The sequence below is a fragment of the Pseudomonas sp. KBS0707 genome (genome assembly GCF_005937945.2).
GTDB classification, from domain to species: domain Bacteria; phylum Pseudomonadota; class Gammaproteobacteria; order Pseudomonadales; family Pseudomonadaceae; genus Aquipseudomonas; species Aquipseudomonas amygdali.
In genome coordinates, this window is the sequence record NZ_CP041754.1 from 601,061 (window position 1) to 617,706 (window position 16,646).

The 16,646-nt window shown below is 59.7% G+C and carries 12 protein-coding genes; 9 read left to right on the forward strand and 3 right to left on the reverse strand.

The features are described from left to right. Positions 1-184 precede the first annotated feature (184 nt). The 4 genes from FFH21_RS02815 (at position 185) to azu (ending at position 7,541) form a co-directional block, all read left to right on the forward strand. The gene (locus FFH21_RS02815) at positions 185-3,463 is read left to right on the forward strand and encodes a DUF2126 domain-containing protein (RefSeq protein WP_011167569.1); all 3,279 of its coding nucleotides are present in this window, start codon (positions 185-187) and stop codon (positions 3,461-3,463) included. 89 nt (positions 3,464-3,552) lie between these two features. Further along, complete coding sequence (locus FFH21_RS02820) at positions 3,553-6,048, forward strand: circularly permuted type 2 ATP-grasp protein (protein ID WP_041924409.1); 2,496 nt, start codon at positions 3,553-3,555, stop codon at positions 6,046-6,048. Then, positions 6,048-6,941 (forward strand): transglutaminase family protein, encoded by an 894-nt coding sequence (locus FFH21_RS02825; RefSeq protein ID WP_011167571.1) that lies wholly within the window; start codon positions 6,048-6,050, stop codon positions 6,939-6,941. Before FFH21_RS02820 ends, FFH21_RS02825 begins: the two co-directional genes overlap by 1 nt. 153 nt (positions 6,942-7,094) lie before the next feature. Further along, positions 7,095-7,541 (forward strand): azurin, encoded by a 447-nt coding sequence (gene azu, locus FFH21_RS02830; RefSeq protein WP_011167572.1) that lies wholly within the window; start codon positions 7,095-7,097, stop codon positions 7,539-7,541. Between the two features lie 359 nt (positions 7,542-7,900). On the opposite strand, the gene nadE is transcribed toward azu, so the two are convergent. From nadE to FFH21_RS02850, 3 genes are all read right to left on the reverse strand, one after another. Further along, positions 7,901-8,728, reverse strand: a complete 828-nt coding sequence (nadE, locus tag FFH21_RS02840) for an ammonia-dependent NAD(+) synthetase (protein WP_004654655.1) — start codon at positions 8,726-8,728, stop codon at positions 7,901-7,903. A 26-nt stretch (positions 8,729-8,754) separates the two neighbouring features. Continuing rightward, positions 8,755-9,978, reverse strand: a complete 1,224-nt coding sequence (pncB, locus tag FFH21_RS02845) for a nicotinate phosphoribosyltransferase (protein ID WP_002551841.1) — start codon at positions 9,976-9,978, stop codon at positions 8,755-8,757. Positions 9,979-10,077: 99 nt separating this feature from the next. Then, positions 10,078-10,983, reverse strand: a complete 906-nt coding sequence (locus FFH21_RS02850) for a LysR substrate-binding domain-containing protein (RefSeq protein WP_011167573.1) — start codon at positions 10,981-10,983, stop codon at positions 10,078-10,080. Positions 10,984-11,488: 505 nt separating this feature from the next. Here FFH21_RS02850 and FFH21_RS02855 point away from each other — a divergent pair. From FFH21_RS02855 to FFH21_RS02875, 5 genes are all read left to right on the forward strand, one after another. Next, positions 11,489-12,625 (forward strand): branched-chain amino acid ABC transporter substrate-binding protein, encoded by a 1,137-nt coding sequence (locus FFH21_RS02855; protein WP_011167574.1) that lies wholly within the window; start codon positions 11,489-11,491, stop codon positions 12,623-12,625. 161 nt (positions 12,626-12,786) lie between these two features. Continuing rightward, positions 12,787-13,701 carry a branched-chain amino acid ABC transporter permease gene (locus tag FFH21_RS02860; RefSeq protein ID WP_011167575.1) on the forward strand — a complete coding sequence of 305 codons (915 nt, stop codon included), beginning with the start codon at positions 12,787-12,789 and terminating at the stop codon, positions 13,699-13,701. Between the two features lie 2 nt (positions 13,702-13,703). Beyond that, the gene (gene livM / locus FFH21_RS02865) at positions 13,704-15,017 is read left to right on the forward strand and encodes a high-affinity branched-chain amino acid ABC transporter permease LivM (protein ID WP_002551845.1); all 1,314 of its coding nucleotides are present in this window, start codon (positions 13,704-13,706) and stop codon (positions 15,015-15,017) included. Next, entirely contained in the window at positions 15,014-15,889 is an 876-nt protein-coding gene (locus FFH21_RS02870) for an ABC transporter ATP-binding protein (protein WP_011167576.1), read from the forward strand. Before livM ends, FFH21_RS02870 begins: the two co-directional genes overlap by 4 nt. Then, positions 15,886-16,602, forward strand: a complete 717-nt coding sequence (locus FFH21_RS02875) for an ABC transporter ATP-binding protein (RefSeq protein WP_003376368.1) — start codon at positions 15,886-15,888, stop codon at positions 16,600-16,602. The genes FFH21_RS02870 and FFH21_RS02875 overlap by 4 nt, the downstream gene beginning before the upstream one ends. Positions 16,603-16,646 lie beyond the last annotated feature (44 nt).

Consider the following 16,646-nt stretch of genomic DNA (forward strand, 5'->3'; position numbering starts at 1 on the left):
TCCAACCTTATTGCCCTGTGCGCCCCGTTTCCGTGCGACCCTTGCACCTTCAGTTCAGGCGAGCACAATTTTGGTGCTGTGCCTGATCGGGCGGGGAATGTCACTCTCGTTGGCGCACGACTTTGACCGGATGGCATAAGTCTTGCGCGGCCCAATTACCGTTCAGGCTCGCAGGAGGCACGCCGTGTCGATTCATATTGCCTTGCACCATGTCACGCACTATCGCTACGAACGCGCGGTCGAACTGGGTCCTCAGATCGTTCGCCTGCGCCCGGCCGCTCACAGCCGCACGCGCGTACTGTCGTATTCGCTGAAAGTCCTGCCCGAAAACCACTTCATCAACTGGCAGCAGGATCCTCAAGGTAATTACCTGGCGCGTCTGGTCTTCCCGGAAAAGACGAGGGAATTTCGCGTCGAGGTCGATCTGGTCGCCGAGATGGCGGTGTTCAATCCGTTCGACTTCTTTCTGGAACCTTACGCCGAAAACATCCCTTTCAACTATGCCAGCGAAGAACAGCGCGAGCTGGCGCCGTACCTGGAAAAACTGCCGCTGACCCCAAGATTTCAGGCGTATCTGGACAGCATCAGTCGCGAGCCGATACCCGCCATCGACTTTCTGGTGGGTCTCAACCAGCGCCTGAGTCAGGATGTCGCTTACCTGATCCGTATGGAGCCGGGTGTGCAGACCCCGGAATTCACTCTGGAAAACGCTTCAGGTTCTTGCCGTGACTCCGCGTGGCTGCTGGTGCAGCTGTTGCGCCATCTGGGTATGGCGGCGCGATTTGTATCGGGCTATCTCATTCAGCTCAAGGCCGATGTCGAGGCGCTGGACGGGCCGTCGGGCACTGATGTCGACTTCACCGACCTGCATGCCTGGTGCGAGGTCTATCTGCCGGGTGCTGGCTGGGTCGGTCTGGATGCTACTTCCGGCCTCTTTGCAGGCGAAGGGCATATTCCGCTGGCGTGCAGCCCGGAACCGTCTTCCGCAGCGCCGATCAGCGGTCTGGTCGAGCCGTGCGAAACCGATTTCAGCCACGAAATGTCGGTCGAGCGCATCTGGGAGGCCCCGCGGGTCACCAAGCCGTACACCGAAGAGCAATGGCAGGACATTCAGTCCCTCGGCCGACAGATCGACGCGGACCTGACGCGTGACGACGTGCGCCTGACCATGGGCGGCGAACCGACGTTCGTGTCCCTCGATGATCGCGACGGTGCCGAATGGAACACGGCTGCGCTGGGGCCTCGCAAGCGCGAGCTGTCTGCCGAGCTGTTTCAGCGCATGCGCGCGCATTACGCGCCACTGGGGATCGTGCATTTTGGCCAGGGCAAATGGTATCCGGGCGAACAGTTGCCACGCTGGTCACTGAACTGTTTCTGGCGCAAGGATGGCAAACCGGTCTGGCGCAACAATGCGCTGATAGCCGATGAAACCCAGGATTACGGCGCTACCGGCGAGCTGGCCGGGCGCTTTCTGGCCAGCGTTGCCGAGCGTCTGAAACTACCGGCCCGTTTCGTTTTTCCGGCTTACGAAGACAATTTCTACTACCTGTGGCGCGAAGGCGCATTGCCAGTCAACGTGACTGCCGAAGACTCGCGGCTGGGTGATGAGCTGGAGCGCGCGCGTCTGCGCAAGGTCTTCGCTCAGGGGCTGGACAAGATGATTGGTCAGGTCCTGCCGTTGGCCCGTAATGCAGGCGGCGATAGCTGGCAGAGTGGCCGCTGGTACTTGCGTGACGAACACTGCCGTCTGGTGCCGGGTGATTCCGCGCTGGGCTATCGCCTGCCATTGGCCTCGCAACCCTGGGTCAAGGCGGCGGAGTACCCGTTCATTCATCCGACCGATCATAACCAGGACTTCCCGGAGCTTGCCGACAGCGACTCGCTGACCTCGGCGCTCAAGTCCACAGATATCGACGCCGAACGCTCGCCGAAAATCGATGAGTCGGCCGACTGGCTGACCCGTACGGCGCTGTGCGCCGAAGCGCGCGACGGGCGTCTGTATCTGTTTATGCCGCCACTGCAAAAGCTTGAGGAATACCTTGAGCTGGTGGCCGTGATCGAAGCGATTGCTGAAGAACTGCAATGCCCGATTCTGCTGGAAGGCTACGAGCCGCCGAGCGATCCGCGGCTGTGCAACTTCCGCATTACCCCGGACCCTGGTGTGATCGAGGTCAACGTGCAGCCGTCCGCCAGTTGGGACGAGTTGGTCGAGCGCACCGAGTTTCTTTACGAGCAGGCGCGTCTCACACGCCTGACCACAGAGAAATTCATGATCAACGGGCGTCACACCGGCACTGGCGGCGGCAACCACTTCGTGCTGGGTGGCGCGACACCGGCGGACTCGCCGTTTCTGCGTCGCCCAGACCTGCTGCGCAGCCTGATCAGCTATTGGCACAACCATCCTTCGCTGTCGTACCTATTTTCCGGTCTGTTCATCGGCCCGACGTCCCAGGCACCACGTATCGATGAGGCGCGCAACGACTCGCTTTATGAAATGGGAATCGCCTTCGCACAGATGCCGGAGCCGGGTGAAGAAGTCGCGCCGTGGATCGTCGATCGTCTGCTGCGCAACCTGTTGATCGACGTCACCGGCAACACCCATCGCGCCGAATTCTGCATCGACAAGCTGTACTCGCCCGATGGTGCAACCGGGCGTCTTGGCCTGCTGGAGCTGCGTGCCTTCGAGATGCCGCCGCATGCGCGCATGAGCCTGGCGCAGCAGTTGCTGCTACGGGCGCTGGTGGCGCGTTTCTGGCGTGAACCCTATGCGCCGGCCAAGCTGGCACGCTGGGGCACGCAACTGCATGATCGCTTCATGTTGCCGCACTTCATCGAGCAGGATTTCGCCGATGTGGTCGCCGACCTCAACGCGGCAGGCTACCCGGTGCAGGCCGACTGGTTCTCTGCGCATTTGGAATTCCGCTTTCCGAAAGTGGGTGATTACGCCGTCAACGGCATCGAGCTGGAGCTGCGGCAGGCGCTGGAGCCTTGGCACGTTCTGGGTGAAGAGGGCTCGGCCGGTGGCGCGGTGCGCTACGTCGATTCGTCGCTGGAGCGCTTGCAGGTGCATCTCAGCGGGCTGCCACCGCAGCGCTACGTATTGACCTGCAACGGTGTCGCGGTGCCTTTGCAGTCCACCGGACGGGCTGGCGAGTTCGTCGCGGGTGTGCGTTATCGCGCCTGGCAGCCGGCCAACTGCCTGCAACCGACCATCGGCGTCCATGCGCCACTGGTTTTTGATCTGGTCGACACCTGGATGCACCGCTCGCTGGGCGGCTGCGCGTATCATGTCGCCCACCCGGGCGGCCGCAACTATGAAACCTTGCCGGTCAACGCCAACGAAGCGGAAAGCCGTCGCCTGTCACGTTTCTTCCGCATCGGTCACACCCCGGGCAAACTGGACGTTCCGTCGCTCAACATTAACGACGAGCTGCCGATGACGCTGGATATGCGTCTGCATTAGAAAAACAGTGGCTCTGTGCGTCAGATGCACACGGACGTGACATCTGACTGCACTAATCTGAAGTCCTTACGTTGCCTGCCGAGCCTTCCATGCCCGACCTGCTTGACCATTACCCGCTGTCCGAGGGTACTTACCACGAAATGCTCGATGCCGACGGTGCCGTCCGCCCGCACTGGCGTCGTCTGTACGAACACATGCAGCGCAGCACCTCGGCGCAGCTGATCCAGCGCCAAGCCTTGCTGACCCGGCAGATCCAGGAAAACGGTGTCACCTATAACGTTTACGCCGACCCCAAAGGCGCGGACCGCCCATGGGAGCTGGACCTGTTGCCGCACATCATTGCGGCCGATGAGTGGCAGCACGTGGCGGCAGGGATTGCCCAGCGTGCACGGCTGCTCAACGCAGTGCTTGCGGACCTTTACGGCCCGCAGACGCTGATTGCCAATGGCTTGCTGCCCGCTGAACTGGTATTTGGCCATAACAACTTTCTGTGGCCGTGTCAGGGCGTAAAACCTCCCGAAGGCACGTTCCTGCATATGTACGCGGTCGATCTGGCACGCACCCCGGACGGGCGCTGGTGGGTGACTGCCGACCGCACCCAGGCGCCTTCGGGTGCCGGTTATGCGCTGGAAAATCGCCAGAGCGTCGCGCGTGCCTTGCCGGAAACCTATCGTGACCTGCAAGTCCGGCACCTCTCGGGTTTCTTCGACGCATTGCAACAGACGCTTGCCCGGCAGGCACCGACCAGCAGCGAGGCGCCTCTGGTGGTGCTGCTGACGCCGGGGCGTTTCAACGAAAGTTACTTCGAGCATTTGTATTTAGCGCGGCAGTTGGGTTATCCGCTGGTCGAGGGCGGCGATCTGACCGTACGCGATGCCACTGTTTACCTGAAAACCCTCAGCGGCTTGCGTCGGGTTCACGCGATCATGCGCCGTCTGGACGACGACTTCTGCGATCCTCTGGAATTACGTACCGATTCCGCGCTCGGTGTGCCGGGGCTGCTGGAGGCTGTGCGTCAGGGCAATGTGCTGGTCGCCAACGCATTGGGCAGTGGTGTGCTGGAGTCTCCGGGCCTGCTCGGCTTTTTGCCGAAAATCAGTCAGTACCTGTTTGGCGAAGATCTGATCCTGCCATCGGTTGCAACCTGGTGGTGCGGAGAGCCGCCCGTGCTGGCGCAAGCGCTGGAGAAACTGCCTGATCTGTTGATCAAACCTGCATTTCCTTCGCAGCACTTCGCCCCGGTGTTCGGTCGCGATTTGAATGAGGAGCAGCGCAACGCGCTTGCCCTGCGCATGCAGTCGCGCCCCTATGCCTACGTTGCTCAGGAGCTGGCGCAGTTGTCTCATGCGCCGTTGCTGCAGGCTGATGGCACCGGTTTGCAGCCGCGCGCCATCGGCATGCGTGTCTACGCAGTGGCCAGCCTCGACGGCTATCGTGTGCTACCGGGCGGCCTGACCCGAGTGGCCGCCGAAGCCGATGCCGACGTGGTGTCGATGCAGCGCGGCGGTGCGAGCAAGGACACCTGGGTGCTGGGCGAACGCTCGCACCTTGGCGAGCCCTGGAAGGGGCAGCGCACGCTGGGTGTCTATGACCTGATTCGCCGTGACCCTTACCTGCCGTCGCGGGTGGTGGAGAACCTGTTCTGGTTCGGGCGTTATTGTGAACGTTGCGACGACAGTGCTCGTCTGCTGCGCATCATGTTGACGCGCTATGTCGATGACGACGATCCCCTCGCGTTGCAGGTGGCCGTCGCTCTGGCCGAGAGCCTGGGCATGCTGCCCGAAGCCGAGGAGGGCGAAGAGTTGAAGGATCGCCTGCTGGTTGCTCTGCTGGGCGACGAGTGGCCGTTCAGCCTGCGCGCCAATTTGCAGCGTTTGCAGTGGGCCGCTTCACAAGTGCGCGGCAAGCTCTCACGGGAAAACTGGCAGGCGCTGGTGGAATTGCAGCGCGAAGCCTCAAGCCTGGAAACCGAAGAGCCGGATTTTGGCGAGCTGCTGGATTTTCTCAACCGTCTGGTGATGTCTCTGGCAGCGCTTTCCGGTTTTGCGCTGGACGACATGACCCGCGACGAAGGCTGGAGCTTTTTGATGATCGGGCGACGTATCGAGCGCCTGAAGTTTCTCAGCACCAGTCTGGCGGCGTTTTTGCGCGGCTCGGCAGTCTCGGAGAAAGCCGGGCTGGAATGGTTGCTGGAACTGGGCAACAGCAGCATCACTTATCGTTCGCGGTACATGGCCGTGCCGCACCTGATTCCGGTGCTGGACCTGTTGCTGCTTGATGAGCAGAACCCGCATGCGGTGCTGTTTCAGCTCAAGCTGGTGCAACGCTCGCTGCGCCGCCTGAACGACGAGTTTGATGCGCCGCGTGACAGCAGCCTGGCGGTGCTGGTTCAGCGTCTCGCCGCATTTGACCTTGGCAGTCTGGAGAACCCGCTGTTCGGTCAGAGCAGCATCGACGCTGTTCTCGACGGGCTGGCCGATCTGCTGCAGAGCATTGGTGACAGCAGTGGGCAGGCCTCCGACCGCCTAGCGCTGCGCCATTTTGCCCACGTCGATGACGTCAGCCAACGCACGGTATCTGTCTGATGAGCGCCTTCTACCAGATTTTTCATGACACGCATTACAAGTACGACAGCCCGGTTTCGCTGGCTCAGCAACTGGCGCATCTCTGGCCGCGCAGCAGCCCGTGGCAGCGTTGCACCGAGCAGGCTCTCGAGATTTTCCCGGAGCCTACCACGCGCCGTGACGAGCTGGATGTGTTCGGCAACCCGCTGACCCGACTGGCGTTCGAGCGTCCGCACGACGAGTTGCAAGTCAATGCGCGGTTGCGTATCGAGGTCATGGAGAAGCCGTTTCTGGACTTCAATCTGTCGCCGGAATGGGAAGTGACCCGCAGTGCGCTGACTTACAGCGCCAAGCCGATGACTGCTGATATTCTGGAGGCCTGCCGCTATCGCTTCGAATCCCCCTATGTTCACCTGAAGCGTTCGTTCGTCGAATTCTCGCAGGTCTGTTTCCCGCCGGGCCGCCCGTTGTTGCTGTGCGTACAGGCCCTGATGGAAAAGATTTTCGAGGAATTCACCTTCGATGAAGAGGCGACTCAGGTCGCCACGCCCCTGGTGGAAGTGCTGGAGCGGCGACGGGGGGTGTGTCAGGACTTCGCCCACTTGATGCTGGCGTGCCTGCGCTCTCGAGGTCTGGCAGCGCGCTACGTAAGTGGCTATCTGCTGACCCAGCCACCACCGGGCCAGCCCCGCTTGATCGGTGCCGATGCCTCGCATGCCTGGGTATCGGTGTTCTGTCCGGCCTCTGGCTGGGTTGACTTCGATCCCACCAACAATGTGCAACCTGCGCTGGAGCACATCAGCCTGGCCTGGGGGCGTGATTTCTCCGACGTATCGCCTTTGCGCGGCGTGATTCTGGGCGGTGGCACGCATGATCCCGATGTCCGGGTGACGGTAATGCCGGTCAGCGCCTAATTACCTGCTCCCGTGAATCGTTATTCAGTGGGGCGCTCCGTCGCGAGCGCCCGAGGGACCATTTGACGCACGTCCTTGGAACCCCGGCCCTGATCGGGCACTCTCTTCTTACGTCAGTTATCACGTTAATCAAGTCCTGCCCTGGAGATTCAAATGATTCGCAAGCTTGTAGCGATTTCGCTGTTGTCGTTGGCCAGTAGCCAGTTGCTGGCTGCCGAGTGTTCGGCCACAGTCGATTCGACCGATCAAATGATGTACGACACCAAAGCCATTGAGATCGACAAGAGCTGCAAGGAATTCACCGTCAACCTGACGCACTCCGGCAGCCTGCCGAAGAATGTCATGGGCCATAACTGGGTGCTGAGCAAGAAGTCCGATACCCAGGCAATCGTTACCGACGGCATGGCTGTAGGCATCGACAAGGATTATCTGAAGCCCGACGACAGCCGTATCATCGCCCACACCAAAGTCATCGGCGCTGGTGAAAAAGACTCGGTGACCTTTGATGTATCGAAGCTGGACCCGGCACAGGAATACCAGTTCTTCTGCACATTCCCCGGGCACATCAGCATGATGAAAGGCGCTGTGACCCTGAAGTAACGACACGCCCCCGAACGAGGACGCAGAGCGTCCAGAACGGCATGCCGACGCAGAGCGTCGCACGATAGTTGAGATTATCGTTCCGCACGCTCCAGCTTGGGGATGCCTTGGTTGACGCTCCGCGTCGCAGATATGCGCCGCGCCGCGCCGCAAACGCAAGACCAGACGCAGAGCGTCGCACGATAGTTGAGATTATCGTTCCGCACGCTCCAGCGTGGGAATGCCGTGGGTGACGCTCTGCGTCACAGAACTGTGCCGCGCCGCACATTCAGGAACGGACGCAGAGCGTCCAGAAAGGCGTACCCACGCGGAGCATGGGCACGATGGTGTTGCTGCTCTCTCGTTCCGCACGCACCCACTCACGGCGCGTACGGCAGCTCGCGTTTGTGCTGGGTCTTGGCGTAGGTTTCGCAGATGATCTTGAAGGCTTCCTCACGCACCGGTTCACCGTGCAGGAAAGCGTCGATCTCGGCGTAGGTCACGCCGTGCGAGGCTTCGTCCGGTTTGCCGGGGGACAGGTCTTCCAGGTCCGCCGTCGGTACTTTCTCGACCAGTGATTCCGGTGCGCCGAAATGCCGGGCGATGGCGCGTACCTGGTTTTTCACCAGACCGCTCAACGGTGCCAGATCGCATGCGCCGTCGCCGAACTTGGTGAAGAAGCCCATCACCGCTTCGGCCGCGTGGTCAGTACCGATCACCAGCCCCTGATAAGCGCCGGCGACGGTGTACTGCGCGACCATGCGCATGCGCGCCTTGGTGTTGCCGAGAACGAAATCCACCGAGCTGGCCGGCAGCCCATCGAACGCCTTCACCTCGGCAGCCAGCGCCTTGACGCTGCTACCGATGTTGATGGTATGGCGCTCGTCCGGCTCGATGAAGTCGACCGAAGCCTGGGCCTCGTGCTCATCGGCCTGTACGACATAGGGCAGGCGCACGGCGATAAAACGGTAGCTGTTATCGCCTGTGCTCGCGCGCAATTCCTTCACCGCACGCTGAGCGAGCAAGCCGGCCGTCAGTGAGTCGACCCCGCCGCTGATGCCGAGCACCAGGGTCTTGAGCCGTGCGTTCTGCAGGCATTCCTTGATGAAACTGACGCGGCGGGCGACTTCGGCCTGTAGCGCGTTCTGGTCCGCGAAAGGTGGCTGGACCTTGAGCTGTTCAGCAATCTGGCGCTGTACGGCGTGCATGATTCACTCCTCGTAAATAGGACAATTCAAGCTGGTTTTTCAGGGCTCGGCAAATCCGGCACCTTGAACACATGTCGCAGGTAGGCGACAAAGTTCGGGTCCTTGCACTGCGTCTTGCCGGGCTCGTCGGAAATCTTTGCCACAGCCTGACCGGCGCATGCGGTCATTTTCAGCACCATGTTCATGGGCGCGATGCCGGGTATGTCGGCGGTCAGGTTGGTGCCGATCCCGAAGCTGACATTGATGCGTCCGCGCAACGCCCGGAAGATGTCGAGTGCCTTGGGCAGGTTCAGCCCGTCGGAAAACACCAGCGTCTTGCTCATCGGGTCGATACCGAGCTTCTGGTAATGCGAGATGCATTTTTCGGCCCACTTCACCGGGTCGCCCGAATCATGGCGCAAACCGTCGAACAGTTTGGCGAAGTACAGATCGAAGTCATTCAGGAATGCGTCAGTGGTGATGCAGTCTGTCAGCGCGATACCCAGCAGACCACGGTACTCGCGAACCCAGCAATCAAGCGCGGCGATCTGGCTGTCGATCAGGCGCGGTCCCAGTTGCTGGTGGGCCATGATCCATTCATGAGCCATTGTGCCCAGTGGTTTCAGGTCAAGCTGACGCGCCAGATGAACGTTGCTGGTGCCGACAAACTGGCCTGGGAAATCGTTTTTCAGGACGCCAAGCATTTCTTCCTGCACGCGATAGGAAAAACGCCTGCGCGTGCCAAAGTCCGCCACTTTCAGCTCGGCCAGTTCATCGGCTGTGGCATGAGTGGTCAGCCATTCGAACTTGTCATACAGACGATCCCGCGCCTGACTGAGCAGGGTGTCAGGATAGCGGTGCCGGTTACGCACCTCACTGACGATCGCCAGCAGTGGCACTTCGAACAGAATGACGTGCAGCCAGGGGCCGTGCAGGCGAATGCACAGCTCATCGTTTTCGATGCTGGTTTTCACATAGCGGGTGTTAAAGCGGAACAGTCCCAGAAACCTCAGAAAGTCCGGTTTTATGAACGTGATGCGCTCCAGAAAAGCCAGGTGTTCCGGGCTCAGGGACAGCTCGCACAGCAACTCGATCTGGTGTCTGATCTCGTCCAGGTAGGGGCGAAGATCCTCCCCGTTGCGGCAACGAAACTCCCATTCAACATCCACGTTAGGGTAGTTGTGCAGCACTGCCTGCATCATGGTCAGCTTGTAGAAATCGGTGTCGAGCAGGCTTTGCACGATACGATTTGAAAAGGCGCTCTCGCTCATTGAATCGGGCTCTCCAGAGCAGCCGGATAATGTCGGACCCGCGACTTCCTGTCTGTCACCACGGAAAGCTCACGGCCGGATGGGTGGGCATTGTCGCCCTTAACGGGCCGGTTGATCCAACTGTTCCAGCATCCACTGCAGAAAAACCCGGATTTTGGGCACGTCGGCAGTGTGTTCCGGATAGGACAGGTAGTACGCACTGTTAGTGCTGGGCAATGCGTAATCCCAGGTAATCACCAGTTTGCCCTCGGCCAGTTCCTCCTCGACCAGAAAGCGTGGCAGCAGCGCAACGCCGCAGCCAACCTGGGCTGCGCGGATGCACATATAGAACGTCTCAAAACGCGGCCCGTGATAGCTATGGTCGGTGTGATACCCCTGGCTTTCGAACCATTCGTGCCAAGCCTCGGGGCGGAAGGCATTCTGTAGCAGGACCAGTTCGCTCAACTGAGTCGGGTCGCTGAGGGGTTCAACCGGCAGGCTCTCGGGTGAACACACCGCTACCAGTTCTTCGCCAAACAGCTTCACGCTTTCCGCGCCCGGTATGGCGGCCTGACCGAAGTAGAACGACACGTCGCAACGTCCCTTGATCAGGTCGTCGGACTCCTGTTCGTTGATCAGGTCCAGGTGAATATGCGGATGACGCAAGCGCCAGCCCTTCAGGCGTGGCACCAGCCACCGGGCACCGAACGTCGAGGGCGTGGACACCCGCAATACCTCGGTTTCTCCGCCGTAAGAGCGCAGGAAGTGAGTGGACATCTCTATCTGGGTCAGGATCTTGCGCACTTCGGCCAGATACAGCGCCCCGGCTGGCGTCAACTGCAAACGGCGGCGGACGCGCTGAAACAGCGGGTGCTGAACCAGCTCCTCAAGCTGCGCAACCTGTTTGCTGACGGCGCTCTGGGTCAGGTTGAGTTCTTCAGCCGCGCGGGTGAAGCTCAGGTGCCGGGTCACCGCCTCAAAGCATTGCAATGCGGCTATCGAGGGCAGATGACGTTTGTTCAGCATGATGGTTTCTCTGTTCGAGGCGCGAGGGTGCAGACACGGGCACTATGAATAATCGGAATGATATCTCGCTTAAAGGTCGTTTGTCGGTCGCATGCGGGAAGGTTATTACTGCGGTTGCGTGACGTGTGTTTCAGATTAAGGCGTTGATTCCGACAGTTGCGGCTGAATCCGCTAGCCTCAAATGGTGCGTCTCGTAGCGTTCGCGCACCGGGCGTGTGCAATTCGGTGACGCGTGTTGTTACAGGTGGGTTGTCCAAAGGTATTGGGTCGGGTTGCTATTTGATCTGGCTTGGGTTGCCCTTTTTATGGGGATGGTTGCACCTTTGGCGTCTCAAGCGGTTGTACGGCCTGCGACTTGAGCAGTCGTGTTACTGAATGGCTGGAAGCGCATGACATTTTCAATAAGAAAAAAGTGATGGCACGGGCCTTGCTCTAAGCAAACGCGTATCCGGGCAATCATGTAACCGCACTGCTAATTAAAAAAATATCCTCAGGAGCACCACTCATGTCGCATACGTTTTACAGGAAAGGTTTTCTGGCAATCGCAGTGGCAACTGCATTGGGCGTGTCTTCGTTTGCACAGGCGGACGTGAAAATCGGCGTTGCGGGTCCGATGACCGGCGCGAACGCATCATTTGGGCAGCAGTACATGAAAGGTGCGCAGGCTGCGGCCGACGCGATCAACGCGGCGGGCGGTGTGAACGGGGAAAAAATCGTGCTGGTCTCAGGCGATGACGCCTGTGAGCCGAAACAGGCCGTGGCGGTGGCCAACCGTCTGGTCGATAACGACAAGGTGATCGGGGTGGTCGGCCACTTCTGCTCGTCATCGACCATTCCTGCTTCAGAGGTTTACAGCGATGCGGGGGTAATTGCCATCACGCCGGGTTCGACCAATCCGACGGTGACCGAGCGTGGCCTGAAGGAAATGTTCCGCATGTGTGGCCGTGACGATCAGCAAGGTGTGGTCGCCGGTGATTACATCGTTGATGTGCTCAAGGGCAAGAAAGTCGCGGTCATCAATGACAAGGACACATACGGTAAAGGGCTTGCTGATGCCACTGCCAAACAACTGGTAGCGCGTGGCGTGAAGCCGGTACTTGAGGAAGGTCTGACCCGTGGCGAAAAGGATTTCAGTGCGCTGGTAACGAAAATCCGTTCGACCGGTGCCGACGTTGTGTACTTCGGTGGCCTGCATCCGGAAGCCGGTCCCCTGGTTCGCCAGATGCGCGAGCAGGGCCTCAAGGACGTGAAGTTCATGTCTGATGACGGCATCGTGACTGACGAACTGGTCACCACTGCCGGTGGTGCGCAATACGTAGACGGCGTGTACATGACCTTCGGTGCCGACCCGCGCGTACTGCCGGACAGCAAAGCAGTCGTGGACCAATTCCGCAAGTCTGGTTACGAGCCTGAAGGCTATACCCTCTACGCGTACGCTTCGATACAGGCCCTGGCTGCCGGTTTCAATGGTGCCAAATCCAACAAGGGCGACAAAGCCGCAGAGTGGCTTAAAGCGCACCCGGTCAAGACCGTCATGGGTGAAAAAGCCTGGGATGCCAAAGGCGACCTGAAAGTTTCCGACTATGTTGTTTACCAGTGGGACGCCGCCGGCAAATACAAGCAACTCGAAAAACAGAAGTGAGATAGACCTCGTGTCAGTTCTGCCCGGCAGACGCTGACCCGGTGATGGGCTCGCCCATGAGCGAGCCTGCATCTCTTTTATTGTTTTCGGACCTGTCGGTCGCACCTCACGAGGGTGTGATCGGCAGGGTGCTGAGCTGCCTTTCAGTGTGAGCGTGCGTGATGGATGGGATCTTCCTGCAACAAATGGTCAACGGACTCACCCTCGGGTCTGTCTATGGCCTCATCGCCATCGGCTATACGATGGTCTATGGCATCATCGGCATGATCAACTTCGCCCACGGCGACGTTTATATGATTTCCGCCTACCTGGCCGCTATCGGTCTGGCGGTTCTGTCTTTCTTCGGACTGGACTCCTTTCCATTCCTGATTCTCGGCACACTGGTCTTCACCATCGTGGTGACGGGGGTATACGGGTTTGTCATCGAGCGCGTGGCCTACAAGCCGCTGCGCAACTCGACCCGGCTGGCACCGCTGATCAGCGCCATCGGTATTTCCCTGATCCTGCAAAACTACGCGCAGATCAGTCAGGGCGCTCGCCAGCAGGGCGTGCCCACGTTGCTTGAAGGTGCGTGGCGCTTCGAGATTGGCAGCGGCTTTGTGCAGATTACCTACACCAAGATCTTCATTCTCATCGCCGCTTTTGTCGGCATGGGCGTGCTGACCTACATCATCAAATACACCAAGCTGGGCCGCATGTGCCGCGCCACGCAGCAGGACCGCAAGATGGCGTCGATTCTGGGCATCAACACTGATCGGGTCATCTCCTACGTGTTCATCATCGGTGCTGCCATGGCGGCGCTGGCCGGTGTGCTGATCACCATGAATTACGGCACGTTCGACTTCTATGCCGGCTTCATCATCGGCATCAAGGCGTTCACTGCCGCAGTGCTGGGCGGGATCGGCTCGCTGCCGGGTGCCATGTTGGGCGGCTTGATCCTGGGGGTTGCCGAGTCGCAGTTCTCCGGCCTGATCAACTCCGATTACAAAGACGTGTTCAGTTTCGGCCTGTTGGTGCTGATCCTGATTTTCCGTCCTCAAGGCCTGCTGGGTCGCCCACTCGTGGCGAAGGTATAAGTATGTCCGCTCCTGTTGCTGCTCCTGTCGTCAAACCTGTTGAAATCAAGAAAAGCCTGATAGATGCCGTGGTTGCGGGGCTGCTGGCGCTGATCGTGTTCGGTCCCATCGTCGGGATAGTGCTCGATGGCTACAGCTTCAACCTGCAACCCACCCGCGTGGCCTGGCTGGTGGCCGTGGTCATGGTCGGGCGCTTTCTGATCAGCCTGTTTCTGCAAACGCCCAAAGGCATACGTGTTTCCCAGAGCTTCGAAAGCTCCGACTCCGGGGTGCATGTGCTCAAGCCTGATCACAAGTCCCGCCTGTACTGGATCATTCCGCTACTGATCGTGATTGCCATCGTGTTTCCGATCTTCGCCAACAAGTACATTCTGACCGTGGTTATCCTCGGGCTGATCTACGTATTGCTGGGGCTTGGCCTGAATATCGTGGTCGGCCTGGCCGGCCTGCTCGACCTGGGCTACGTGGCGTTCTATGCCATCGGAGCCTATGGTCTGGCGCTTGGCTATCAGTACCTGGGCCTGGGCTTCTGGTCGGCGCTGCCGCTGGCGGCAATTGCGGCAGCGCTGGCCGGATGTATCCTGGGCTTTCCTGTATTACGCATGCATGGCGATTATCTGGCCATCGTGACGCTGGGGTTCGGGGAAATCATCCGTCTGGTGCTGAATAACTGGCTGTCGTTCACGGGCGGCCCGAACGGTGTGCCGGTGCCGTCACCGACCTTTTTTGGCTTGGAGTTCGGCCGTCGTGCCAAGGATGGTGGCATTCCGATTCATGAATATTTCGGCTTCGATTACAACCCGGACCTGAAATTCCTGTTCATCTACACCGTGCTGTTTCTCGTCGTGCTGGCCGTGTTGTTCATCAAGCATCGTCTGACTCGCATGCCGATAGGCCGCGCCTGGGAAGCCCTGCGCGAGGACGAGATCGCCTGCCGTTCGATGGGCCTCAATCATGTTCTGGTCAAGCTCTCGGCGTTCACCATTGGTGCTTCGACGGCGGGACTGGCCGGGGTGTTTTTCGCCAGCTATCAGGGCTTCGTCAACCCGACGTCGTTCACCTTCTTCGAGTCTGCACTGATTCTGGCGATTGTGGTGCTGGGCGGTATGGGGTCGACCGTAGGGGTGGTTATCGCTGCGTTCGTGCTGACCGTTGCGCCTGAACTGTTGCGCAGCTTCTCCGAGTACCGCGTGCTGCTGTTCGGCATCCTGATGGTGTTGATGATGATCTGGCGCCCACGCGGGCTGATCCGCATCAGCCGTACCGGCGTGAAACCGCGCAAGGGTGCGCTGGTGACAGAAGGAGGTGCGCGATGAGTAATGAAGTGATTCTTTCCGTCGAGCACCTGATGATGCACTTCGGCGGCATCAAGGCTCTCAGCGATGTCAGCCTCAAAGTTCGCCGCAACTCTATCTTCGCTCTGATCGGCCCCAACGGCGCAGGCAAGACCACCGTGTTCAACTGCCTGACCGGCTTCTACAAGGCCACAGGCGGACGCATCGAGCTGCACACCCGCGACAAGACCACCAACGTGATCAGGTTGCTGGGCGAGCCGTTCAAGGCGACCGACTTTGTTTCGCCGAAAAGCTTCTTCAGCCGGGTGTACTACAAAATGTTTGGTGGTACCCATCTGGTCAACAGGGCAGGGCTGGCGCGCACGTTCCAGAACATTCGCCTGCTCAAGGAAATGTCGGTCGTTGAAAACCTGCTGGTTGCCCAGCACATGTGGGTCAACCGCAGCCTGATCAGCGGGATCCTCAACACCAAAGGCTATCGCAAGGCCGAAGAGGATGCGCTCAATACGGCGTTCTACTGGCTGGAAGTCGTGGACCTGGTGGACTGCGCCAATCGTCTGGCCGGAGAGCTGTCCTACGGGCAGCAACGTCGTCTGGAAATCGCCCGGGCCATGTGCACGCGTCCGCAGGTGATCTGCCTGGATGAACCGGCTGCCGGTCTCAACCCGCAGGAAACCGAGGCGCTCAGCGGCATGATCCGCCTGCTGCGCGATGAACACGACATGACCATTGTGCTGATCGAGCACGACATGGGCATGGTGATGGGGATTTCCGACGATATTGTGGTGCTCGACCATGGCAACGTGATTGCCGCGGGCGGGCCGGAACAGATCCGCAACGATCCGAAAGTGATTGCTGCGTACCTGGGCGCTGATGAAGAGGAGCTGGTATGAGCAAGCCGATCCTCGAACTGAAAGAGATCGATGTGTTTTACGGGCCGATTCAGGCTTTGAAGAAGGTCTCGCTGCACATAAACGAGGGCGAAACAGTCAGCCTGATCGGCTCCAACGGTGCAGGCAAGTCGACTCTGTTGATGTCGATCTTCGGTCAGCCGCGCGCCGCCAGCGGGCAGATCATCTATCAGGGCACCGACATCACCCAGAAGTCTTCGCATTACATCGCCTCCAACGGCATTGCGCAGTCGCCGGAAGGGCGGCGGGTGTTTCCCGACATGTCGGTCGAGGAGAACCTGATGATGGGCACCATACCGATTGGCGACAAGCATTCGGCCGAAGACATGCAGCGCATGTTCGAACTGTTCCCCAGGCTCAAGGAACGCCGCAACCAGCGCGCCATGACCATGTCCGGAGGCGAGCAGCAAATGCTCGCCATCGCCCGTGCGCTGATGAGTCGTCCCAGGCTGTTGTTGCTTGATGAGCCGAGCCTTGGGCTGGCGCCGATCATCGTCAAACAGATCTTCTCGACCCTGCGGGAACTGGCAGCGACTGGCATGACAATCTTTCTGGTCGAGCAGAACGCCAACCATGCGCTGAAGCTGTCTGATCGCGCCTACGTGATGGTTAATGGCGAGATCCGGCTGTCTGGCACAGGCAAGGAATTGCTTGTAAATGAAGAGGTCAGGAACGCTTATCTGGGCGGACACTGAGTAAGGTAAACGCGCCGGTATAATGCCAGCGCGTTTTATACGTC